Source organism: Mesorhizobium sp. C432A (assembly GCF_030323145.1).
Taxonomy (GTDB): Bacteria; Pseudomonadota; Alphaproteobacteria; order Rhizobiales; family Rhizobiaceae; genus Mesorhizobium.
Window position 1 is genome coordinate 349,416 of sequence record NZ_CP100470.1, and the last position, 22,156, is coordinate 371,571.

Annotated in this window: 14 protein-coding genes and 1 pseudogene; 7 read left to right on the top strand and 8 right to left on the bottom strand. The window is 63.9% G+C overall.

Features of this window, described 5'->3' with window-relative positions:
* The 7 genes and pseudogenes from NLY33_RS01590 to NLY33_RS01615 form a co-directional block, all read right to left on the bottom strand.
* The gene (locus NLY33_RS01590) at nucleotides 1-651 is read right to left on the bottom strand and encodes a S24 family peptidase (RefSeq protein WP_023681959.1); all 651 of its coding nucleotides are present in this window, start codon (nucleotides 649-651) and stop codon (nucleotides 1-3) included.
* Nucleotides 652-971: 320 nt separating this feature from the next.
* Nucleotides 972-1,097: pseudogene (locus NLY33_RS29600) on the bottom strand (thioesterase family protein); the annotation flags it as partial.
* A gap of 38 nt (nucleotides 1,098-1,135) precedes the next feature.
* Complete coding sequence (locus tag NLY33_RS01595) at nucleotides 1,136-3,355, bottom strand: 3-hydroxyacyl-CoA dehydrogenase NAD-binding domain-containing protein (protein ID WP_023703448.1); 2,220 nt, start codon at nucleotides 3,353-3,355, stop codon at nucleotides 1,136-1,138.
* 23 nt (nucleotides 3,356-3,378) lie between these two features.
* Nucleotides 3,379-4,587 carry an acetyl-CoA C-acetyltransferase gene (locus NLY33_RS01600; RefSeq protein WP_023669613.1) on the bottom strand — a complete coding sequence of 403 codons (1,209 nt, stop codon included), beginning with the start codon at nucleotides 4,585-4,587 and terminating at the stop codon, nucleotides 3,379-3,381.
* Between the two features lie 31 nt (nucleotides 4,588-4,618).
* A complete protein-coding gene (locus tag NLY33_RS01605) occupies nucleotides 4,619-5,788 on the bottom strand; it encodes an acyl-CoA dehydrogenase family protein (RefSeq protein WP_023681961.1) in 1,170 nt (389 codons plus the stop codon).
* 231 nt (nucleotides 5,789-6,019) lie between these two features.
* Nucleotides 6,020-7,828, bottom strand: coding sequence for an acyl-CoA dehydrogenase (locus tag NLY33_RS01610; protein WP_023703449.1), 1,809 nt, complete (start codon nucleotides 7,826-7,828; stop codon nucleotides 6,020-6,022).
* A gap of 271 nt (nucleotides 7,829-8,099) precedes the next feature.
* Nucleotides 8,100-8,558: a MerR family transcriptional regulator gene (locus NLY33_RS01615; protein WP_023669610.1), complete on the bottom strand. Its 459-nt coding sequence runs from the start codon at nucleotides 8,556-8,558 to the stop codon at nucleotides 8,100-8,102.
* Nucleotides 8,559-9,037: 479 nt separating this feature from the next.
* Here NLY33_RS01615 and NLY33_RS01620 point away from each other — a divergent pair, with 479 nt between their 5' ends.
* From NLY33_RS01620 to NLY33_RS01635, 4 genes are all read left to right on the top strand, one after another.
* A complete protein-coding gene (locus NLY33_RS01620; protein ID WP_023708176.1) occupies nucleotides 9,038-13,027 on the top strand; it encodes an SEL1-like repeat protein in 3,990 nt (1,329 codons plus the stop codon).
* Nucleotides 13,028-13,220: 193 nt separating this feature from the next.
* On the top strand, nucleotides 13,221-14,144 hold the full coding sequence (locus NLY33_RS01625; RefSeq protein WP_023708177.1) for a sulfite exporter TauE/SafE family protein: 924 nt from the start codon (nucleotides 13,221-13,223) through the stop codon (nucleotides 14,142-14,144).
* A complete protein-coding gene (locus NLY33_RS01630; protein WP_023669607.1) occupies nucleotides 14,144-14,935 on the top strand; it encodes a TIGR02186 family protein in 792 nt (263 codons plus the stop codon). Before NLY33_RS01625 ends, NLY33_RS01630 begins: the two co-directional genes overlap by 1 nt.
* A 176-nt stretch (nucleotides 14,936-15,111) precedes the next feature.
* Nucleotides 15,112-16,368: an Hsp70 family protein gene (locus NLY33_RS01635; protein WP_023669606.1), complete on the top strand. Its 1,257-nt coding sequence runs from the start codon at nucleotides 15,112-15,114 to the stop codon at nucleotides 16,366-16,368.
* A gap of 4 nt (nucleotides 16,369-16,372) precedes the next feature.
* On the opposite strand, the gene NLY33_RS01640 is transcribed toward NLY33_RS01635, so the two are convergent.
* Nucleotides 16,373-17,272, bottom strand: a complete 900-nt coding sequence (locus NLY33_RS01640) for a LysR substrate-binding domain-containing protein (RefSeq protein ID WP_023703451.1) — start codon at nucleotides 17,270-17,272, stop codon at nucleotides 16,373-16,375.
* Between the two features lie 278 nt (nucleotides 17,273-17,550).
* Between NLY33_RS01640 and NLY33_RS01645 the strand changes: the two genes are divergently transcribed.
* From NLY33_RS01645 to NLY33_RS01655, 3 genes are read left to right on the top strand one after another with little or no spacing between them, the layout of a single operon-like run.
* Nucleotides 17,551-20,481, top strand: a complete 2,931-nt coding sequence (locus NLY33_RS01645; protein ID WP_023703452.1) for a molybdopterin oxidoreductase family protein — start codon at nucleotides 17,551-17,553, stop codon at nucleotides 20,479-20,481.
* A complete protein-coding gene (locus NLY33_RS01650; RefSeq protein ID WP_023703453.1) occupies nucleotides 20,478-21,206 on the top strand; it encodes a 4Fe-4S dicluster domain-containing protein in 729 nt (242 codons plus the stop codon). The genes NLY33_RS01645 and NLY33_RS01650 overlap by 4 nt, the downstream gene beginning before the upstream one ends.
* 3 nt (nucleotides 21,207-21,209) lie before the next feature.
* The gene (locus NLY33_RS01655) at nucleotides 21,210-22,148 is read left to right on the top strand and encodes a dimethyl sulfoxide reductase anchor subunit family protein (RefSeq protein WP_023708178.1); all 939 of its coding nucleotides are present in this window, start codon (nucleotides 21,210-21,212) and stop codon (nucleotides 22,146-22,148) included.
* Nucleotides 22,149-22,156: the final 8 nt, after the last annotated feature.

The following is a 22,156-nucleotide window of genomic DNA, read 5'->3' on the forward strand; positions in this document are numbered from 1 at the left end:
CTACTGGCTTGCCCAGACGATCCGCGCCACCCATTCGACATCGCGCATCGCGATGTCGCGGTCCGGGTGGTCGGGGTTGAGCGAAATCAGCACGATCGATTTCGTCGTCTGGCGGTCGAGCACCTTGGCCATGACTTCGCCGGCATTGGTCTTGACGACGACGCGGTCGCCCTTGCGGGTAGCGGCGCCCGGCTCGACGATCAGCACATCGCCATTGCGGTACAGCGGCAGCATGGAATCGCCCTGCACCTTCAACGCATAGGAGGTTTCGGTCGCCCGTGCCGGAAGCTCGACAAGGTCCCAGCCCTGGCCTGAGGGATAGCCGGCATCATCGAAGAAGCCGCCGGCGCCGGCCTGGGCAAAGCCGAGCAGCGGCACCGCCGAACGCTGCGCGGCTACCGAGCCCGAAGCGGCCTTGGCACGGCCTTCGACCAGCCCGGTGAATTCGTCGAGCGAGGCGCCGGTCGCCTCGATGATCTTCGCCAGCGATTCGGTCGACGGCCAGCGCGGCCGTCCATCCGAGGACAGCCGCTTCGATTTGTTGAAAGCGGTGGAGTCCAGACCGGCTCGCCGGGCCAGGCCGGAGGCCGACAACGAATAGCGCTCGGCGAGAGCGTCGATGGCTGCCCAAACTCGGTCATGCGAGAGCAATTCGCTCTCCTCAAAACAGGAAAAAATACCTTTTCCTTCTAACGCGCGGTCATCCGATTGTCCACCGGCGCGCGGCCCGATCTCTCAAAAAGCTGTGTGCGGCGAAGTCGTCATGGATGCCTCAAACTGCCTTGGCAAGGCTGCGCATCCCTGGTGGGAGGTCATGAAAACCCGCTCGGCCTCGGTCGGCGGCCTCGGTCGGCGACCGCGGTTGAACGGAGCGGGCAAGCGTCCTATTGGACAAGCCAAGGACGCTGTAGCATTTTGATTTGGCGCATGATCCTTTTCGAGAATCGATTCCGATTTTCGGGGTCATGCGCGAGGTCGGCGAGCATCATGTAGCGGGCGTTGTTGAGATGGAGGTTGAAGTCGATGTCGGCAGCGAAAAGCCAGGCGGCTTTCGCTGCCGACCGCGTAAGGCCACGGCGCCTTGCCGTGGCCATCATGCGCGCAAGGCGCCCTCAGACGTACATGGGGCGCTAGCTCAAGCGGCCTTCTTCACCTCGCCTTTCGCATAGGGATCGAAGCGCTGGTAGAAGGTCTCGCCCTTCTCGGCCAGGTCGAGCAGCAGCTTTGGCGCCTTGAACTCGGCGCCGTATTTCTTCTGCAGGCCCTTGGCTATTCTGACGAACTCCCTGGCGCCGATGCCGTCGATATAGGACAGCGCGCCGCCGGTGAATGGCGCGAAACCGAAGGCGAGGATCGAGCCGACATCGGCCTCGCGCGGATCGGTGACGATGCCTTCCTCCATCACCCGGGCCGCTTCCAGCGCAATGGTTACCAGCAGGCGCTGCTGCAGTTCCTCATAGTCGACCTTCTCGGCCTCCAGCTGCGGATAGAGATCCTTCAGGCCCGGCCACAGCTTCTTCTTGGCAGGCTTGGCGGGATAGTCGTAAAAACCCTTGCCGTTCTTGCGGCCGAAGCGGCCATGGGTGTCGACCAGCGTGTTGATCAACGCCATCTGCCTGGGGTCGACGGCCTTGTCGCCGAGATCCCTGATGGTCTGCTTCATGATCTTCTGGGCAAGGTCGATCGCCGTCTCGTCGGTCAGCGCCAGGGGGCCGACCGGCATGCCGGCGGCCTTGGCGGCGTTCTCGATCATCGGCGCCGGAACGCCTTCGATCAGCATCTTGTAGGCTTCCGACATGTAGCGCAGCACGCAGCGGTTGACGTAGAAGCCGCGCGTGTCGTTGACGACGATCGGCGTCTTCTTGATGGCGCGCACGAAATCGATCGCGGTGGCCAGCGCCTTGTCGCCGGTCTTCTTGCCCAAAATGATCTCGACCAGCATCATCTTGTCGACCGGCGAGAAGAAGTGGATGCCGACGAAATTCTTCGGCCGCGCCGAATTCTTGGCCAGTGCGGTGATCGGGATGGTCGAGGTGTTGGAGGCGAAGATCGCCGACGATTTCAGCACGGCTTCGGCCTGCTCGGTGGCAGCCTTCTTGACGGCCGAATCCTCGAACACCGCCTCGACCACCAGATCGCAGCCGGCGAGATCGGCATAGTCGGCCGACGGCGTGATCAGCGACAGAAGTCTGTCCTTCTCCTCGGGCTTGACGCGGCCCTTCTTGACCTGATCGGAGATCAGGCTGTCGGAATGCGTCTTGCCCTTTTCGGCCGACGCCATGTCGCGGTCGAGCAGGACGACCGGGATGCCAGCCTTGGCGGTGACAAAGGCGATGCCGGCGCCCATGAAGCCGGCGCCGAGAATACCGATCTTCTTGAACTTGGTCTCCGGCACGCCGGCCGGGCGGCGGGCGCCCTTGTTGAGCTCCTGCAGCGAGACGAACAGCGAGCGGATCATCGCTGCTGCTTCCTTCGACTGCATGATTTCGGTGAAATAGCGCTGTTCGATCCGCAGACCGGTGTCGAACGGCACCAGCAGGCCTTCATAGACGCATTTCAGGATCGCCGCGGCGGCCGGATAATTGCCGTAGGTCTCGCGGCGCAGGATGGCGATGGCCGGCGGCCACAGATTGAAGCCGGCCGGCGTATAGATTTGGCCGCCAGGCAGCTTGAAGCCCTTCTCGTCCCAGGGCTGGACGGCTTTCAGGCCGTTCCTGATCATCGCCTTGGCGGTCTCGATCAGCTTGCCGGGTTCGGCGATCTCGTGGATCAGCCCCATCGCCTTGGCTTTCTGCGGCGACAGCGTCTGGCCGGTGGTCAGCATCTGCAACGCCTGCTGCTGGTCGGTCAGGCGCGGCACGCGTTGGGTGCCACCGGCGCCGGGGAAGATGCCGACCTTGACTTCCGGCAAGGCCATCTTGACCTTTTCGGAGTCAGCGGCAACGCGGCCATGACAGGCCAGCGACAGCTCGAACGCGCCACCCATGCAGGTGCCGTTGATCGCCGAGACCCAAGGCTTGCCCGACGTTTCGAGCTTGCGCCACAAGCCACCCATGCGGCCGGCATTGTCGAACAAAAGCTGTGCCGCCTTCTCCGGGTCCTTGGTCTTCTCCTTGGCAAATACGGCCAGCATCTTCTGCAGCATGGTCAGGTCGGCGCCGCCGGAGAAGCTGTCCTTTCCCGAGGTGATCACCGCGCCCTTGATGGCGGCGTCGGCCACCACATGGTCGATGATCTTCTCGAGCTCGTTCATCACCTCTTCGGTGAAGACGTTCATCGAGCGGTCCGGCATGTTCCAGGTGACCAGCGCGATGCCGTCTGCGTCGGTGTCGACCGTGAAGTTTGTATAAGTCATGTCTCTCTCCTTCCGGCCGAAAATCAGACGCGTTCGATAATCGTTGCGGTGCCCATGCCGGCGCCGATGCAGAGCGTCACCAGAGCGGTGTTCAAATCGCGGCGCTCGAGCTCGTCCAGCACCGTGCCCAGGATCATCGCGCCGGTGGCGCCGAGCGGATGGCCCATGGCGATGGCGCCGCCATTGACGTTGATCTTGTCGTGCGGGATTTCGAATGCCTGCATGTAGCGCAGCACCACTGAGGCGAAGGCCTCGTTGAGCTCGAACAGGTCGATATCCGACAGCTTCATCTTGGCGCGCTTCAGAAGCTTCTCGGTGACGTCGACCGGACCGGTAAGCATCAGCACCGGCTCGGAGCCGATGTTGGCAAAGGCGCGGATGCGGGCGCGTGGCTTCAGGCCCATCGTCTTGCCGGCCTTCTTCGAGCCGAGCAGTACGGCGGCCGCACCATCGACGATGCCGGACGAGTTGCCGGCATGGTGGACGTGGTTGACCTCTTCGACTTCCGGATGCTTCTGCACGGCGACCGCGTCGAAGCCGCCCATTTCGCCAGGCATGACGAAGGACGGGTTGAGCGAGGCCAGCGACTGCATGTCGGTCGACGGCCGCATATGCTCGTCATGATCGAGGATGGTGAGGCCGTTCTGGTCCTTGATCGGTATGACGGAGTTCTTGAAACGGCCATCGGCCCAGGCCTTGCCCGCACGCTTCTGGCTCTCGACCGCATAGGCATCGACGTCGTCGCGCGAAAAACCGTATTTGGTGGCGATCAGGTCGGCCGAAATGCCTTGCGGCACGAACCAGCCGGGCAGGCCGACGGACGGGTCCATGAACCACGCGCCGCCCGAGGCGCCCATGCCGACGCGCGACATCGATTCCACGCCGCCTGCAATGACGATCTCGTCGGCGCCTTGAGCGATCTTGGCGGCGCCGAAATTGATGGCGTCGAGGCCTGAGGCGCAGAAGCGCGAGATCTGCATGCCCGGCGCCTTGTTATCGTAGCCGGCCTCGAAGGCGGCGGCACGCGGAATGACGGAGCCGGCTTCGCCGACCGGATCGACGCAGCCGAAGATGATGTCGTCGACGTTTGCAGTGTCGAGGCCGTTGCGGTCGCGCAACGCTTCAAGCGTCCTGGCCGCAAGCCGCACCGCCGGCACCTCGTGCAGCGAGCCATCCTTCTTGCCCTTGCCGCGCGGTGTGCGCACGGCGTCATAGACATAAGCTTCAGCCATTTGCTTGCTCCTTGCTTTGCCGACGTCGCTCTCAGAGAGAGCGGCCGATCAGCAATTTCATGATCTCGTTGGTGCCGCCGTAGATGCGCTGGACGCGGGCGTCGCGGAACATGCGGGCGATCGGATATTCATTCATGTAGCCATAGCCGCCATGCAATTGAAGGCATTCGTCGACGACTTTTCCCTGCAGGTCCGAGAGCCAGTATTTCGCCATCGACGCCGTCACCGGATCCAGCCCGCCATTGATGTGGCGGGTGACGCAATCATTGTAGAAGACGCGGCCGATGGTGGCCTCGGTCTTCAGTTCGGCGAGCTTGAACTGGGTGTTCTGGAACTCGATGATCGCTTTGCCGAAGGCCTTGCGGTCCTTGACGTAGTCGATGGTCAGAGCAAGCGCGCGCTCGATCATGGCGATCGCGCCGGTGCCGATCTGCAGGCGCTCCTGCGGCAATTGCTGCATCAGCTGGATGAAGCCCTGTCCCTCTTCGTGGCCAAGCAGGTTCGAGGTCGGCACGCGCAGATCATTGAAGAACAGCTCCGACGTGTCGTTGGCCTTCAGGCCGATCTTGTCGAGGTTGCGGCCGCGTTCGAAGCCTTCGGCCTCGTCGGCCTCGACGACGATCAGCGAGGTGCCCTTGGCGCCTTTGGCCGGATCGGTCTTGGTGACGACGATGATGAAATTGGCCAGTTGGCCATTGGTGATGAAGGTTTTCGAGCCGTTGATCTTGTACTGGTTGCCGTCCTTCTCGGCGCGCGTCTTGACGCCTTGCAGGTCGGAGCCGGCGCCCGGCTCGGTCATGGCGATGGCGCCGATCAGTTCGCCGGTTGCCAGCTTCGGCAGCCATTTCTTCTTCTGCTCCTCGGAGCCGTAATGAAGGATGTAAGGGGCAACGATCGCATTGTGCAGGCCGATGCCGAAACCGTCGACGCCGACATGGCCGATCGCCTCGATGATGGCGCTCTCATGCGCGAAGGTGCCGCCGGAGCCGCCATATTCCTCCGGCATCGAGGCGCAGAGCAGGCCGGCGGAACCTGCCTTGCGCCAGCTCTCGCGGTCGACCATCTCGTTCTTCTCGAACTCGTCGTAGCGCGGCGCGATCTCTTCCGACATGAAGCGATGCGCCATGTCGTAGAGCATGCCGACTTCGTCCGCCGCCCAGGCGGGCTTCGGCAAGGAGAGCACTTCGGCTGGATTTGTCATGCCGTTTCTCCCGCGCCAACGTCCCCCTCCCCCTCGAGGGGAGGGTGGCCGCGAAGCGGTCGGGTGGGGTCGCCGATGACGTGCTCGACCTTATCTTCGGAATTGACGCGGGTTTGGGGCATTGCGATCATCTCCTACCAAAGCGCCAACCAGCCGGCGCACTGCACGCAAGGACCCTCCCGGCCCTTCGGGCCACCCTCCCCTCAAGGGGGAGGGGGACGCCAGCCATTTCTAGAACGCTTCCGCAGGCAGCGCCATTAGCGTGTCCGCACCACTGGAAATGCGGGCGAGATGTGCCGATGTCTCGGGCATGATCCGCTCCATGAAGAAGCGCGCCGTCACCACCTTGTTGTCGTAGAAAGCCCCATTTTCGTGGACAGATTGGGAGCCATTGGCGCCGGTCTTGCCGAGCGCGGCCTTGGCCATCTGCGCCCACATGTAGCCGAGCGCCACAAGGCCAAAGAGATGCATGTAGTCGGTGGATGCGGCGCCGGCATTGTCGGGCTTGGCCATGCCGTTCTGCACCAGCCACATCGTCGCCGCCTGCAGATCGTTGAGGCCCTTCTTCAACGCCTTGGTGAACGGCGCCAGCTTCTCGTCGGCACGGTTCTCCTCGCAGAACTCGCCGACGTCCTTGAAGAAAGCCTGCACTGCGCGGCCGCCATTCAGGCCAAGCTTGCGGCCGACAAGGTCGAGCGCCTGGATGCCGTTGGCGCCTTCATAGATCATGGCGATGCGGGCATCGCGCACGAATTGGCTCATGCCGTGTTCTTCGATATAGCCGTGGCCGCCGAACACCTGCTGCGCCATGACGGCATGGTCGAAGCCCTTGTCGGTGAGCACGCCCTTGATCACCGGCGTCAGCAGGCCTGTATAGTCGTCGGCCGCCTGGCGATCCTTGTCGTCGGCGGAGCGGTGGGCGATGTCGGACTTGATCGCCGTCCACAGCGCCAGCGCGCGGCCGGCCTCGTTGAAGGCCTTCATGGTCATCAGCGAGCGGCGGATGTCGGGATGGACGATGATCGGATCGGCTTGTCTGTCCGGCGCCTTGGCGCCCGACAGCGAGCGGCCCTGCAGCCGGTCCTTGGCGTAGGAGACCGCGTTCTGGTAGGCGATCTCGGACAGCGACAGGCCCTGCAGGCCGACGCCGAGGCGGGCTTCGTTCATCATCGTGAACATCGCCTTCAGGCCGCCATTGGCCTCACCGAGCAGCGTGCCTTCGGCCTCGTCATAATTCATGACGCAAGTCGAATTGCCGTGTATGCCCATCTTCTCCTCGATCGACCCGCAGGAGAGCGTGTTCTTCTCGCCCGGATTGCCCGAGGCATCGAGCTTCAGCTTTGGCACGATGAACAGCGAGATCCCCTTCACGCCTGCCGGCGCACCTTCGATGCGGGCCAACACGAGATGGACGATGTTTTCCGACATGTCGTGCTCGCCGGCCGAGATGAAGATCTTCTGGCCTGAGATCTTGTAGGTGCCGTTGCCGTTCGGCACCGCCTTGGTGCGCAGCAGGCCGAGATCGGTGCCGCAATGCGGCTCGGTCAGGTTCATGGTACCGGTCCAGGACCCCTCGACCAGCTTCGGCAGCCATGTCGCCTTCTGCTCGTCGGTACCGTGTGTGATGATCGCAGCGATAGCGCCTTGAGTCAGGCCGGGATACATCATCAGCGCCATGTTGGCCGAAACCATGTATTCGGCAACCGCGGTGTGCACGGCATAGGGCAGCCCCTGGCCGCCGAACTCGATGGGCGCCGCCAGTCCCATCCAGCCGCCTTCGCGATACTGGTCGTAGGCTTCCTTGAAGCCCTTCGGCGTAATCACCGAGCCGTCCTCATGGCGCACGCAGCCTTCGATGTCACCGACGCGGTTCAGAGGATGCATAACGTTTTCGGCGAGCTTGGCGCCTTCGGCGAGGATCGCCTCGACAACGTCGGGCGTCGCGTCGGCAAACCCGGGAAGGTTGGAATATCGCTGATAACCCAGCACCTCGTTGAGCACGAACAGCGTGTCCTGGACCGGCGCCCTGTAGATCGGCATGTGTTCCTCCACCATGCGGGTCTTGGCCGCGAGATCGGGCCCCGAACATGAGGTTGGGGCGGCACGCCGGCCAATGTCGAAAGCGAGATAGCAAAAATTGACGTTTGCGTAAACGTCAATTTTGTCGCCGGGACAAAATTTACCTATGCCAGCCTGTCGCACGAGCGGTGCATGGCTTTGTGCAAAGCGAGGGGGGTCAAACAAAAAGAGCCGCGCGGGCGGCCGCGCGGCTCTTAAGTTCAAAGCTTTCGCCGGGAGCTGCGGAGCAAAATCAGCTGGCGGCGCTGGCCGGGGCCGAACGCTCGGACAGCATCTGGCGCACGGCCGACATCGAGCCGCTCAGCTCGTTGATGGCGTCGTCGATCAGCGCGCGCTGCTTCTGCAGGCGGGCTAGCTGCTTCTCCGACTTGTCGAGAGCCAGCCGCAATTGCTTGGTGTTGGATCCCGTGGGATCGTAGAGATCCATCATCTGCTTGACGTCGCGCAGCGAGAACCCGACCTTGCGGCCGAGCAGGATCAGCTTCAGCCGCGCCTTGTCGCGGCGCGTGTAGAGGCGCGTTGCCCCATCGCGTTTCGGATTGAGCAGGCCCTTGTCTTCATAGAAACGCAGCGTGCGCAGCGTCACGCCGTATTTCTTGGCCATCTCGCCGATGCGCACGAGCTCCTCACTGGCTTCGGCAGACATATTGTTGGTGTTGGCCGCGGCTTCGCCGGGCGAAACAAGTTTCATAGTCACTGGCTTTCCCCTGTCGTGGCATCGCGGTCTCGGACCTTGCAACGCCTGAGTGGAAGCGGGGGCATGCTTCCAGTCGTGGTTTCAACTAATTCATCGCAAAAGGCACGAACGGCGCCCCTCTTACGTTTACGTCAATTCTATATCGATAGCCGCCGCATGACGCAAGGGCGTTCTGGGATTGCGAAACCTTATGCCGCACCCCCGGCGCCGGGTCCGAACGGGCACCGCCTGTATTTCAGCAATGCCGTAACTTCTTAAGCTTGGTTAACACCTTGTTTACCACGATGGGTGAAATGTGCGGATGTCGGTCACCCGTGTTTATCCTGTAGCGAATTTTTCACGGTTTTTCGGAGAGCGGGCCTGGCCCGGGAAGCTCGTCTTCCGCCGCAGCAGTGCCGCGCGGCCGCCTTCGTTCCCGACAAGGACTTGGGAAACTGGCAGCAAGCCGGCCATTCTGAAAAACGGATGCATCGATGAACAGCAAGCGGTCCTATCTCGATACACTCAACGCCGGCAGGCCGCGCAGGCCGAACACCACACTTGATGAATTGAACCGCTCGCTGGAAACGCTGGAGCAGCGGCTGGAGCGCAAGCGCGAGGACGCCGCCGAGCGCTTCGATCCGCGCCGGCCGCCGGCAGAGCCGCGCTACGCAAGCGCCCAGCCCTACGCCCCGCCGCGCTGGTACGAGGACCCGCAGCCCACGCCGCGGCCGAAAGGCGCCGGGCCGGCCGGCTTCGACCAGAACTATCAGGCGATCGCGCGCGACATCGACCGCGTGCGCGGCCAGGAAGACAGCGTCGCCGTGGTCGGCAAGATCGCCGGCGAATTGCGTGGCCTGCGCGAGGAACTGCGCCATCAGATGACGGCCGGCCTGCAGCGCGAATTCGCCGCGTTGCGCAAGGACATCGAACGGGCCTTCCAGGCGAGCAACCAATCGGGTGGTCAGGCAGGCGGCTTGCCCGGCAAGGGCAGCGCCGAACTCGGCGTCGAATTCGAGCGGCTGTCCGGCGCAATCCAGACGCTGGCCGAGAAGAGCGACGACCGAAGCGTCAACATGCTGCGGCTCGAGCTCGAGCAGGTAAAGACGGCGCTCGACACATTGGCGCGCGAGGAAAGCGTGCTGAAGGTCGACCGCCGCTGGGACGATTTCGACCGCCGCTGGAGCGCGTTCGAGGACCGTGTCGACGCCGACCAGCGCAACCGTGCCGACGGCCCCGGATTTTCGGCCCTGACCGACCGGCTCGAACAGATCAGCAATGCCGTCCACAATCTGCCGGAATCGCTGTCGCTGCGCTCGATGGAAGAAAAGGTCCGCACCCTTGCCGGCGCCGTCGATCATTTCGTCAGCCAGCAGAGCAACCGCGGCGGCGACACGCTTGGCCTGATCGACGAACGGCTTGATGAGATTTCGCGCGCCATCGTCGCCTCGACCGTCGCCGCACAGGCCAATTCCTTCGACCCCGAACCCTTTGAACGCATCGAGAAGCGGATCGCCTCGCTGGCGCAGCAGATCGAGGAAGTCGTGCAGGTTCGTCCGAGCGGCGAGGTTCTCGACCGTCTCAGCACGCTGTCGAACAGGGTCGACGAGCTTGCCGGCCGCGCCAATCTGCCGGAACAGGCGATGGAGCGCCTCGGCAAGCAGATCGCGATGATCGCCGACAAGATCGACCGCGCCCCGGCCATGCCCGACGCCGACTATATCTTCCAGGGTCTGGAACAGCGCTTCGACGTGCTGTCGGGCATGATGGAACGTCGGCAGGGCGATGCCATCGAACAGGGCAACATGCTGTTTCGCGATCTCGAGCGGCGGCTGGACGAGGTTGCCGACCGGCTGGACCAGCGCCAGCCGCAGGCTGACAGCGCCGGCATCATGGACGCCATCGACGCACGCTTCACCGCGCTCGCCCAACGCATGGAGACGCGCATTCCCGATCCTGCCAACGAGGCGGCGATCCGCGGCCTGGAAAGCCGGCTCGAAGACATTTCAAGCCGGCTGGAATCGTCGGCCGCGCAGGTCGCCGGCATCGATCCGGCACTGATCCGCAGCCTTGAGGCGCAGGTCTCCAGCCTATCGGCGCATCTGTCGAAGCCCGGCACGCCGCTGCCGGAATTCGAGGACATCAGCCCGCGCCTCAACGAAATCGAGAAGTCGCTGGCCGGAACCCGCGAATCCATCATGGGCGCGGCACGCGAAGCAGCCGAGAGCGCCGTGCGCTCGCTGGCAGATTCCAACGCCAACACCGCGGCCGTTACCGGCCTTGCTCAGGATCTGAAGACGCTGGAAGCGCTGACGCGCCGTTCGGACGAGCGCAATTCACGGACATTCGAGGCTATCCACGACACGTTGCTCAAGATCGTCGATCGTCTGGGCTCGCTGGAGACCAGCGAACCGGCCGAGGCGGTGAGCGAGCTTCTGGATGCCCAGGCCGAGCCGGCGCGGCGGGCCCGCGCTGCACGCGCCTCCAAGATTTCGGTGCAGGACGCGCCGTCGATGAATATCGACCAGCCGCTGCCGCTGACCGGAGACATGGCCGATCTCGACGGCCGCGCCGCCGCCATCATGCGCAGCGAGCCGGATATGCGCGCCGACCCGGGTACGCGTAGCGACCCGGTCATGGGCAGCGAACCCGTACGGCGCTCGCCAGCCGAGGCTGCCGCGGCCGCTGCCCAGGCAGCGCTCGGTTCCGACAGGATTGCCGAGAAAGGCGAAGCCACGGCCAAGAAGTCGCTGTTCGGTGGATTTGCGCGCGCCTTCAGGGGCAAGAAGCCGGCTGACATGCCGCCGCTTGCCGGCTCGGGGCCCAATGTCGACCTGCCGAGCGTCGATCTCGACGAGCCGCTCGATCCGAAGCTCGCCAACCGGCCGTTGGAGCCGGGCTCCGGCGCGCCCGACCTCAACGCCATCATGAAGCGCGTACGCGACGAACGTGGCCCACCGGTGCGCCAAAACTCCGGCGATGCGTCGAAATCCGACTTCATTGCCGCGGCCAGGCGCGCGGCGCAGGCCGCGGCCGCCGAGGCCGACGCGTTGAAACGCCAGTCTACCATGAAGGGCCCGGTCAAGGCGCTTCGTATCGGCGACCTGCTCAAGGCGCGGCGCAAGCCGATCCTGATGGGAGCGGTCGCGATCATGCTGGCGCTTGCCGGCCTCCAGTTGGGCAAGGCCTTCTTCGCCGACCCGGTCGAGGTCGCAAGCAACGATACAGCGCCGATCGTCGCCTCGCAGCCGGTCGAGACTGCCTCGGTCAACGCTGCCAGCCAACCCAAGGCAGAACAGCAGGTGGCCGTTCAGGACGTGCCGGCCCGGATCGTCAGGCAGGCGGAGCCCACGGAACCGCCAGCTGGCAACGATGCGCCAATGAATGCGGCCTCGGTCGCTGGGCCCGAAGTGCCGGCGGTGGAGCCCGCGCCAGCGCCGATGGCTTTGGCCGATCCGGCCCCCGCGCCAAATGCAATGCTGCCGACCACCGCCACTGCGGAACCGGCGGCTGCCGACGCGCAGCCTGCGGCCGCCGTCATGGCGCCCTCGGCCTCGGATACGACGGCCTCGGATACTACCGGCGCCGTTCCGCCGGCTGATGCCGCGGTAGCACCTGTCGTGGCCAAGATAGACGTTCCGGCCGATGCCGGCCCGCAAGCCTTGCGCGACGCGGCTGCCGGCGGTGACGCCAAGGCGCTGTTCGAGCTCGGTTCGCGCTATGCTGAATCGCGCGGCGTCAAGGAAGACATGGCGGCAGCGGCCAAATGGTACGAAAAGTCGGCCGAGCTCGGCTTCGCACCGGCGGAATACCGCATCGGCAATTTCTACGAGAAGGGCATCGGCGTCACGCGCGACGTCAAGAAGGCAAAGACCTTCTACCAGCTCGCCGCCGCGCAGGGTAATGCCAGCGCCATGCACAATCTGGCCGTTCTGTTTGCCATGGCCGCCGACGGCGTGACCGACAATGAATCGGCCGCGCACTGGTTTCAGGCGGCGGCCGATGTCGGCGTCAAGGACAGCCAGTTCAATCTCGGCATCCTGGCGGCAAAGGGCGTCGGCATGAAGCAGAGCCTGGAGGAATCCTACAAATGGTTCGCGCTCGTCGCCAAGACCGGCGACAAGGATGCGGCTGCAAAGCGCGACGAAGTCGCCACTGCGCTGCGCCCCGAACAGCTGGAGCGGGCGCGCGCCGCCACGGAACTGTGGAAGCCGAAGCCGCTCGACCCGGCGTCCAACTCGGCCGACATTCCTGAATCCTGGCAGGAAGGCACGCCGCAGACCACCGCCAGCGTCGACATGAAGAAGGCGGTCAAGAACATCCAGCTCATCCTCAACAAGAACGGCTACGATGCCGGCGGCGCCGATGGCGTGATGGGCGGCAAGACCAAGACCGCAATCATGGCTTTCCAGACCGACAACAAGATGCAGGCGACCGGCGAAATCGACGAAAAGCTGGTGAAGGCGCTGCTGGCGCACAAATAACGGCAGATGCGTCGCTAACGCGACGCCCTTGCCATACATTTGCCTGTTAACTGCTTGAGATGTTTTTTGTTTCGGTAGGGCGACGGGGTTTGATCCCACTGCCCCGGCGGTGCAAGAAAGAATTGGCTTTTCGGTGCGACAATGCCCTGGAATGGCTGCAATCGCCGACAGGCAAACTGATCGAGACTGACGGGTGGGCATCTATCTCCCGATCGCGGAAATTTCCGTCAACGTCTTCGTGCTGCTGGCAATGGGCGCGGCGGTGGGTTTCCTGTCGGGCATGTTCGGGGTCGGTGGCGGCTTTCTGATCACGCCGCTCTTGATCTTCTACAACATCCCGCCGGCAATCGCCGTTGCTACCGGTGCCAACCAGGTTATCGCCTCCTCCTTCTCCGGCGCGCTGTCGCACATGAAGCGCGGCACGCTCGACTTCAAGCTCGGCGGGGTGCTGCTGGCCGGCGGCATCGTAGGCTCGACCGGCGGTATCTTCGTCTTTGCCTTCCTGCGTCGGCTCGGCCAGCTCGATTTGTTTATCTCACTGCTTTACGTCGTGCTGCTTGGCACCGTCGGCGGGCTGATGCTGGTCGAGAGCGTCAATGCGCTGCGCGCGACGCGCAGCGGTGCGGCGCCGGTCTTGAAGAAATCCGGCCAGCACAACTGGATCCACCGGCTGCCGCTGAAGATGCGCTTCAGGGCCTCGAAGCTGTTCGTCAGCGTCATTCCGGTGCTGGGGCTCGGCGCCGGCATCGGCTTCCTGTCGTCGATCATGGGTGTCGGTGGTGGCTTCATCATGGTGCCGGCGCTGATCTACCTCCTGAAAGTGCCGACCAACGTCGTCATCGGCACCTCGCTGTTCCAGATCATTTTCACCTCGGCCTACACCACGCTGGTCCACGCCACCACCAACCAGACGGTCGACGTCATGCTTGCCTTCCTGCTGATGGCGGGCGGCGTTGCCGGCGCGCAATATGGCACCAAGGCAGGACAGAAGCTGCGCGGCGAACAGCTCAGGGCACTGCTGGCGCTGCTGGTGCTGGCGGTTGCCATCCGGCTTGCCATCGATCTCTTCGTCACGCCGCCAAACCTCTATTCGCTGACCGCCGCGGGCCTGAACTGATGCCGCGGTGGGGGATTTTTTCGGCCGCCGTTTTGCTTTTCGCCCTCGCTCTGCCGGCGGCAGCGCAATCGCCGAACCCCTTGCCGGAAGGCATCCAGATCGGTCTCTCCACCGACGCGGTGTCGATCACCGCCGGCTTTTCCGGCGCCGACCTGACCATTTTCGGTTCGCTGGAAAATCCCGACCCGCTGGTCGCGCGACAGGGGCGCTACGACGTCATCGTCGTGCTCGAAGGCCCGCCGCGGCCGGTGGTGGTGCGCCGCAAGGACCGGGTGCTCGGCGTCTGGGTCAATCTGGAATCCGAGACCTTCGAGAACGTGCCGGTATCCTACTCCGTCGCCACGACGCGGCCGCTGCAGGACATCACCGAACCCAACAGCTACAAGCAGCTGTCGCTCGGCGCCTCCAACCTTTACATGCAGCCGGCCGAGGTAACCGACAGTCCGGCGACGATCGAGGAATTCACCGTGGCGCTGCGCGAGCGCAAGGCGGCGACCGGCCTCTATAGCGAGAATGTCGGCGGCGTGCAGTTCTTGTCGCAGAACCTGTTTCGCGCCACGGTGCGGCTGGCGCCCAACGTCCCGGTTGGAACCCATAAAGCCCGCGCGTTCCTGTTCAAGAGCGGTCTGTTCCTCAAGGAAAGCTCGGCCCAGCTCGAAATCCGCAAATCGGGCTTCGAACAGTCGATCTTCCGCGTCGCGCATGATTACTCGTTTCTCTACGGCGTCTTCTCCGTGTCGCTGGCCATGATCACCGGCTGGCTGGGCAGGCTGATTTTCCGCAGGGATTGACGCGCAGGACCCATTTCCGGGGAAAAGGGGTTCCCCTTTTCTCAGTCTTGCGATAGACCGCCGCCTCCCAACCCTCGGGTAACACGCACAATCATTCGGCAGAGCGGTCAGGCCTCTGGACGGCGCGCGTCTTGCGGACGCCTGCCACAGCGACGACCCAATGACAGGAGGCTGCAATGCACCAGGCATTTGGCGGCATCGATTTCGGCACGTCCAATTCTACGGTGGGCGTGATCCGCAACGGCCAGGCACGGCTGGTGGCGCTGGAAGGTGAACAGCCGACATTGCCAAGCGCGGTTTTCTTCAACTTCGAGGACGGTCACACCTATTTCGGCCGCCGCGCCATTGCCGACTACACCGATGCCATCGAAGGCCGGCTGATGCGGTCGCTGAAGAGCGTGCTCGGCAGTTCGCTGGCGCATGAGAAGACGCGGATCAAGGCCCGGCAGATCGGTTTCATCGACATTGTCGGCATGTTCGTCGGCCATTTGAAGAAGCGGCTTGAGGAAGATGCCGGCGCTCCGGTGGAGAACGTTGTGCTCGGCCGGCCGGTGCAATTTGTCGACGACGATGTGGAAGCCGATGCCAAGGCGCAAAGCGAGCTTGAAAAAGCGGCGCGCGCGCAAGGCTTCAAGCACATCGCCTTCCAGTTCGAACCGATTGCGGCAGCACTCGACTATGAGCAGGACGTGAAGCGCGAGGAACTGGCGTTGATCGTCGACATGGGCGGCGGCACGTCCGACTTCTCGATCGTGCGCGTTTCGCCGCAACGCGCCCGCTCACGCGACCGCAAGGACGACATCCTCGCCAACCGAGGCATTCATATTGGCGGCACCGATTTCGACCGGCTGCTCAGCATCGCCCATGTCATGCCCAAGCTCGGCTATCTCTCGCCCACAAAAGACGGCAAGCGCAACCTGCCGGCGAGCTATTTCATTGATCTCGCGACGTGGCAGCGCATCAACCTCGTCTATACTGCCAAGGCGATGACGCATCTGAGGCAAATCCGCTTCGAGGCCGTCCGCGCCGACCTTGTCGACCGCTTCATCCATATTGTCGAGCACCGTTACGGCCATGCGCTGGCCGGCCTCGTCGAACGAGCCAAGATCGCGCTGACGGATCAGGCTTCGGCCGATGTAACGGTGGCGCTGCCTGGCGCGCATTTCGCCGCCGAGATCTCGCGGACCGGCCTGGAAGAGACCATCGCCGCCGACATCGAGCGGGTGTCCGCTACGGTGCGGCAGACGATTGCCGATGCCGGCATAACGGCCTCTGCGATCACCGCCGTATTCCTCACCGGCGGTTCGACCGCGATCCCGCTGGCACGGCGTGAAATCCTGTCGCTGGTGCCGCAAGCCGCCGTTATCGAGGGCGACATGTTCGGCTCGGTCGGCCTTGGCCTGGCGCTGGATGCGCAGCGGAAGTTCGCCTGATCGCTTACGCCGGATTGCTGACGGCTTCAGCGCCGAGATGCGCCTTGAGCGCCATCTGGGCCAGGCTTGCCTGGCGGTCGCGATGGGTGATCATGGCGAAGTCGCGCTTCGGCAGTTCGAGCGGCACCGACCGGAGACTGCCCTCGGCGACGGCGCGTCCGACGACGAGGTCCGAGATGATGGTGGCGCCGGCGCCGGCCTCGACCGCCTGGCGAACCGCCTCGTTGCTCGGCAGCACCAGAAATATCTGCAGGTCGCCAAGCGATATCCCCTCGCGGCGGGCCAGGTCCTCCAGCACCTCGCGCGTGCCCGAACCACCCTCACGGATGATCCAGCGCAGCCCTGTGATATGCGGGCGGCCCGGCGCGATCTCGGCGATTTCGGGATGCGAGGCGGCGACGACCAGCATCAACCTGTCGACGTCGACCTTGGTGCGGCGGAGGATGTCTGACTCGGTGCGCCCCTCGACCAGACCGAGATCGGCGGTGCCGTCGAGCACATTGGCCTCGACCTGCCTGGTGTTGCCGATGCTGACGCTTAAGCGCACCGCCGGGTAGGCTTCATGGAAAGAGGCCAGCCTGCGCGGCAGCCAGTAGCTGGCGATGGTCAGGCTGGCGGCGATCGACAGGCTGCCGGCGACCGTCTGCGAGACATGCTCCAGCACATTTCGGGCGGCGGCGGCGCGTTCCAGCACCGCCTTGGCCTCGGGCAGGAAACGGTGGCCGGTCTGAGCCAGCTCGATGTTGCGGCCGACACGGTTGAACAGATGAACGCCATGCTGCTCTTCCAAAGCGCGGATGGCCGCCGACGCCGCCGACTGGGAGATGCCCAAAAGCTCCGCCGCCTTGGTCATATGGCCGCGTTCGGCAACGGCAACGAAAATGCGCAACTGGTCCAGCGTCATGTGTGCATTAAGAACCAATTCCGATCGAATTTACAAGAACAACTGATTAGACGGATCGATAGCTTTATTCTACTTTTTCAGTCGAAGTTAGAAAAAATTCGCCAACAAATCGCGGCCAACAAAATGATCGGGCGGTTCAGATCCCTTTTTGCGCATTGGACCCGTGGCCTCAGGCGGCGGCTGGCCGGCGATCGATATCATCCTGAAGAACACTATATGCGTGGCCCCGGACCGAAGACGCGGGCCAAATTCGCAGGTAGCAAAAGCACGCCGGCATCATGAATCCAGCTGCGCCGCGCGGGGCCAATTCCGCACCGTCGCAACGGCCGCTTCCCAATACACGCGCGCCTGATGAAGGCGACGGTGTCGACACCTCGCCAACCGTTTCCGACAGCATCGCCAAGACCACCTGCTATATGTGCGCCTGCCGCTGCGGCATCGACGTCCACATCAAGGACGGCAAGGTGCGCTACATCAACGGCAACAAGGACCATCCGGTCAACCGCGGCGTAATCTGCGGCAAGGGCAGCTCCGGCATCATGCAGCATTACAGCCCGGCGCGGCTGAAGAAGCCGCTGTTGCGCAGCGGCCTGCGGGGCTCGGGTGAATTCCGCGAGATCGAGTGGGAGGAAGCGTTTTCGATTGCGACCGAGCGGCTATCGAATATCCGCCGAACCGATCCGAAAAAGCTCGCCTTCTTCACCGGGCGCGACCAGTCGCAGTCGCTGACCGGCTGGTGGGCGAGCCAGTTCGGCACGCCGAACTTCGCCGCCCATGGCGGCTTCTGCTCGGTCAACATGGCGGCCGGCGGGCTCTACACGATCGGCGGCTCGTTCTGGGAGTTCGGCGAGCCGGACTGGGACAATACGAAATACTTCATGCTGTTCGGCGTCGCCGAGGACCATGATTCCAACCCGATCAAGATCGGCTTGGGTAAACTCAAGGCGCGCGGCGCCAAGGTGGTGTCGATCAACCCGTGCCGCACGGGCTACAACGCGATTGCCGACGACTGGATCGGGATCCGGCCCGGCACCGACGGCCTCTTCGTCTTCGCCCTCATCCACGAACTGCTCAAGGCGGGCCGCGTCGATCTCGATTATCTGCTCCGCTACACCAACGCCCATGTGCTGGTCATCCAGGAGCCGGGTGCGGCGGACGACGGGCTGTTCCTGCGCGACAGCGACAACAATCTTCTCGCGTGGGACAGAGTGGCGAAGACAACCGTCAACGCAGCCGATGCGGATGCGAAGCCGGCGTTGACCGGCAGCTTCACGTTCGCCGGCCGCCGCTGCGTGCCGGTGTTTCGGCTTATCGCCGACCGCTACATGGACGACAGCTACGCACCCGATGCGGTCGCGGCACGATGCGGCATTCCGGCCGACACCATCCGCCGGATCGCTGCCGAACTCGCCCACGTCGCCTTCGAACAGACGATCGAACTGCCGGTTGCGTGGACCGACTGGGCCGGACGGCGGCACGAGACGATCAAGGGACGGCCGGTGTCGATGCATGCCATGCGCGGCATCTCGGCCCACTCCAACGGCTTTCACTCCTGCCGTGCCATCCACCTGCTGCAGGTGCTGCTCGGCACGGTGGACGTGCCCGGCGGCTTCCGTTTCAAGCCCCCCTACCCGCGCTCGGCGCCCCCGGGACCGAAGCCGGCCGGCAAGGTGGTCAGGCCGATGACGCCGCTCGACGGCATGCCGCTCGGCTTCGTCTGCGGGCCGGACGATCTCCTGGTCGACGAGGCCGGCACGCCTTTGCGCATCGACAAGGCTTATTCCTGGGATGCGCCGCTCGCCGCGCATGGGCTGATGCATACGGTCATCCGCAATGCGTGGGCCGGTGACCCGTACCCAATCGACACGCTGATGATGTACATGTCGAACATGGCGTGGAATTCCTCGATGAACACCGTCGAGACCATTGCCATGCTCACCGACCATGACGAAGCGGGTAACTACAAGATCCCCTTCATCATCTATTCCGACGCCTATTATTCCGAGACGGTGCCGTTCGCCGACCTGGTGCTGCCCGACACCACCTATCTCGAACGTCACGACTGCATCAGCCTGCTCGACCGGCCGATCAGCCATGCCGACGGGCCGGGCGACGCGATCCGCCATCCGGTGGTCGAATCGGACCGAGATGTCAGGCCGTTCCAATCGGTGCTGATCGAACTTGGCGCTCGGCTTGGCCTGCCCGGCTTCGTCGAGGACGATGGCTCGGCCAGATATGCCGACTATGCCGACTACATCGTCAATCACGAACGCACGCCGGGCATCGGCCCGCTGGCCGGCTGGCGCGGCAAGGACGGCACTTCCGTCGGCAAGGGCGAAGTCAATCCCGACCAGTTGCAGCGCTACATCGGCAATGGCGGCTTCTGGCACCAGGATTTTGCTGAGGACCAGCGCTATTACAAGATGGCCAACCGCTCCTATCTCGACTTCGCAGAGCAGATGGGGTTCATCCCCAAGGCCGAGCCGATCGTGTTCCAGCTCTATTGCGAACCGATGCAGCGCTTTCGCCTCGCCGCGCGCGGTCATGGTCGCGTCCAGCCGACCGAGAGCGAACGCCAGCGCATCGAGACCTATATGGATCCGCTGCCGTTCTGGTTTACGCCGTTCGAAGAGGCCGCGGTCGATCCGCAGAAATACCCGCTGCATGCGCTGACGCAGCGGCCTATGCACATGTATCATTCCTGGGGCTCGCAGAATGCGTGGCTGCGGCAAATCACCAGCCAGAACCGCCTGTTCGTGCACCACCAGACCGCGGCAGTTCTCGACCTGGCCGACGACGACTGGGTGTGGATCGAAAGCATCAACGGCCGGGTGAAGGGACAGATCAAGCTGGTCGACGGGGTCAATGCGGATACGGTCTGGACATGGAACGCCATCGGCAAAAGGCGCGGCGCCTGGGGGCTGAAGGACAACGCCGCCGAGAGCAATCGCGGCTTCCTGCTCAACCACATCATCGGCGACCAGACATCGGCTGACGCGAAAGGCAAACGCTATTCGAATTCCGATCCGGTGACCGGCCAGGCGGCGTGGTTCGACCTCAGGGTACGCATCGTCAAATGCTCTGATGAGGAAGCCGGCTTCACCGAACCGCAATTCGAGCGTTTCAGCCAGCCGCCAAATGTCGAGCCTTCGCCCGACATCCTTCGCTTCGGCGCCGAGTTCCGCGTCAATAGGGAAGCCGTGGAATGACCTGCCTTCCCGCCCATACAGACAAGAAGCTTGGCCTGGTCATCGACCTCGACACCTGCGTCGGCTGCCAGGCCTGCGTCACCGCCTGCAAGGAGTGGAACACCGGCGGCCACATGGCGCCACTGACCGACATCGACCCCTATGGCGGCCGTGTCGACGGCGTCTGGTTCAACCGCGTGGACAGCTATGAGCACACGACCGAGGCGGGCGGGCGCACGGTCAACTTTCCGCGCTCCTGCCTGCATTGCGAGACGCCTGCCTGCGTCACTGTCTGCCCGACCGGCGCGTCCTACAAGCGGGCGTCGGACGGCATCGTGCTGATCGACGAAAGCAAATGCATCGGCTGCAAACTGTGCAGTTGGGCCTGCCCCTATGGCGCGCGCGAATTCGATACCGACGTCGGCGTGATGAAGAAATGCACGCTGTGCGTCGATCGCATCTACAACGACAATCTGGCCGAGGAAGACCGCGTGCCGGCCTGCGTTGCCGCCTGCCCGACCAGCGCCCGGCATTTCGGCGATCTCGGCGATCCCTCGTCGGCTGTCTCGCAACTGGTGGCGGAGCGTGGCGGCGTCGACCTGATGCCGGAGATGGGCTACAAACCGACCAACAAATATCTGCCGCCGCGCGCCCAGCGCGCCGCATGGGTGCCGGCGCCAAGGCTCGAGCCAATCACGGCCGAAGGCGGTTTTCTCGGCTGGATCGACCGCATGCTTTCGAACTGACCAATGCATCCAGCCTTTTCCGTCGTCTTCTTCACAACTGCCACAGGAGCGGGCTACGGCCTGCTGGCGCTGCTTGGCGTGCTTGGCGGACTGGGTTTTATCCCGGCCCATTTCTGGCTCGGCCTTATCGGCATGGGGCTGTCGCTCGGCCTGATCGCCGCCGGCCTATTGTCCTCGACCGGCCATCTCGGCCGCCCCGAACGTGCATGGCGCGCCTTCTCGCAATGGCGCAGTTCCTGGCTGTCGCGCGAAGGCGTGGCCTCGGTCGCGACCTTCATTCCCGCCGGGCTGTTCGGCATCGGCTGGGTGTTTTTTGGCCGCACCGGAGGCTGGATGGCCATCGCCGGGTTTCTCGCAACTATCGGCGCAATCGTCACCGTCTGCACCACCGGCATAATCTATGCCTCGCTGAAGCCGATCGCGCAGTGGCATAGCCCGTATACGCTGCCGGGCTATCTCATCTTTTCGGCGATGACCGGCAGCGTGCTGTTGAACGCGCTGCTGCAGGCTTTCGCCATCAGCCCGACCGCCGTTGCGGTAGCCGCCCTGCTGCTGACCTTGCTCGGCTGGGGCTGGAAGCTGGCGACGTGGCGATACAATGACGCGCTGGAGATCGCGACCACCGCCAACACGGCGACAGGCCTCGCCGGAGGGACGGTGCGCTCGCTGGAATGGCCGCACACCGAGGAGAACTACCTGCTCAAGGAAATGGGCTTTCGCATCGCCCGCAAGCACGGTGCAAAGCTGCGGCTGATCACGCAGTTGCTGGCTTTCGCCTTGCCTGCCCTGCTGCTGCTTTCTGTCTTATTCGCTTTGCCCTGGCCATTCGCAGCGGTGCTGTCGGTGCTTGCGGCAACCGTCCAGTTCGCCGGCATGCTGGTCGAGCGCTGGCTGTTCTTCGCCGAGGCCAAGCACACCGTCACCCTCTATTACGGCCGGTAGAGCGTCCC

Coding starts and splice junctions, on each gene's coding strand:
- NLY33_RS01595 (WP_023703448.1), bottom strand. CDS start 3,355: ATGACTTATACAAACTTCACGGTCGACACCGACGCAGACGGCATCGCG.
- NLY33_RS01600 (WP_023669613.1), bottom strand. CDS start 4,587: ATGGCTGAAGCTTATGTCTATGACGCCGTGCGCACACCGCGCGGCAAG.
- NLY33_RS01605 (WP_023681961.1), bottom strand. CDS start 5,788: ATGACAAATCCAGCCGAAGTGCTCTCCTTGCCGAAGCCCGCCTGGGCG.
- NLY33_RS01610 (WP_023703449.1), bottom strand. CDS start 7,828: ATGCCGATCTACAGGGCGCCGGTCCAGGACACGCTGTTCGTGCTCAAC.
- NLY33_RS01615 (WP_023669610.1), bottom strand. CDS start 8,558: ATGAAACTTGTTTCGCCCGGCGAAGCCGCGGCCAACACCAACAATATG.
- NLY33_RS01620 (WP_023708176.1), top strand. CDS start 9,038: ATGAACAGCAAGCGGTCCTATCTCGATACACTCAACGCCGGCAGGCCG.
- NLY33_RS01630 (WP_023669607.1), top strand. CDS start 14,144: ATGCCGCGGTGGGGGATTTTTTCGGCCGCCGTTTTGCTTTTCGCCCTC.
- NLY33_RS01635 (WP_023669606.1), top strand. CDS start 15,112: ATGCACCAGGCATTTGGCGGCATCGATTTCGGCACGTCCAATTCTACG.
- NLY33_RS01640 (WP_023703451.1), bottom strand. CDS start 17,272: ATGACGCTGGACCAGTTGCGCATTTTCGTTGCCGTTGCCGAACGCGGC.
- NLY33_RS01645 (WP_023703452.1), top strand. CDS start 17,551: ATGAATCCAGCTGCGCCGCGCGGGGCCAATTCCGCACCGTCGCAACGG.
- NLY33_RS01650 (WP_023703453.1), top strand. CDS start 20,478: ATGACCTGCCTTCCCGCCCATACAGACAAGAAGCTTGGCCTGGTCATC.
- NLY33_RS01655 (WP_023708178.1), top strand. CDS start 21,210: ATGCATCCAGCCTTTTCCGTCGTCTTCTTCACAACTGCCACAGGAGCG.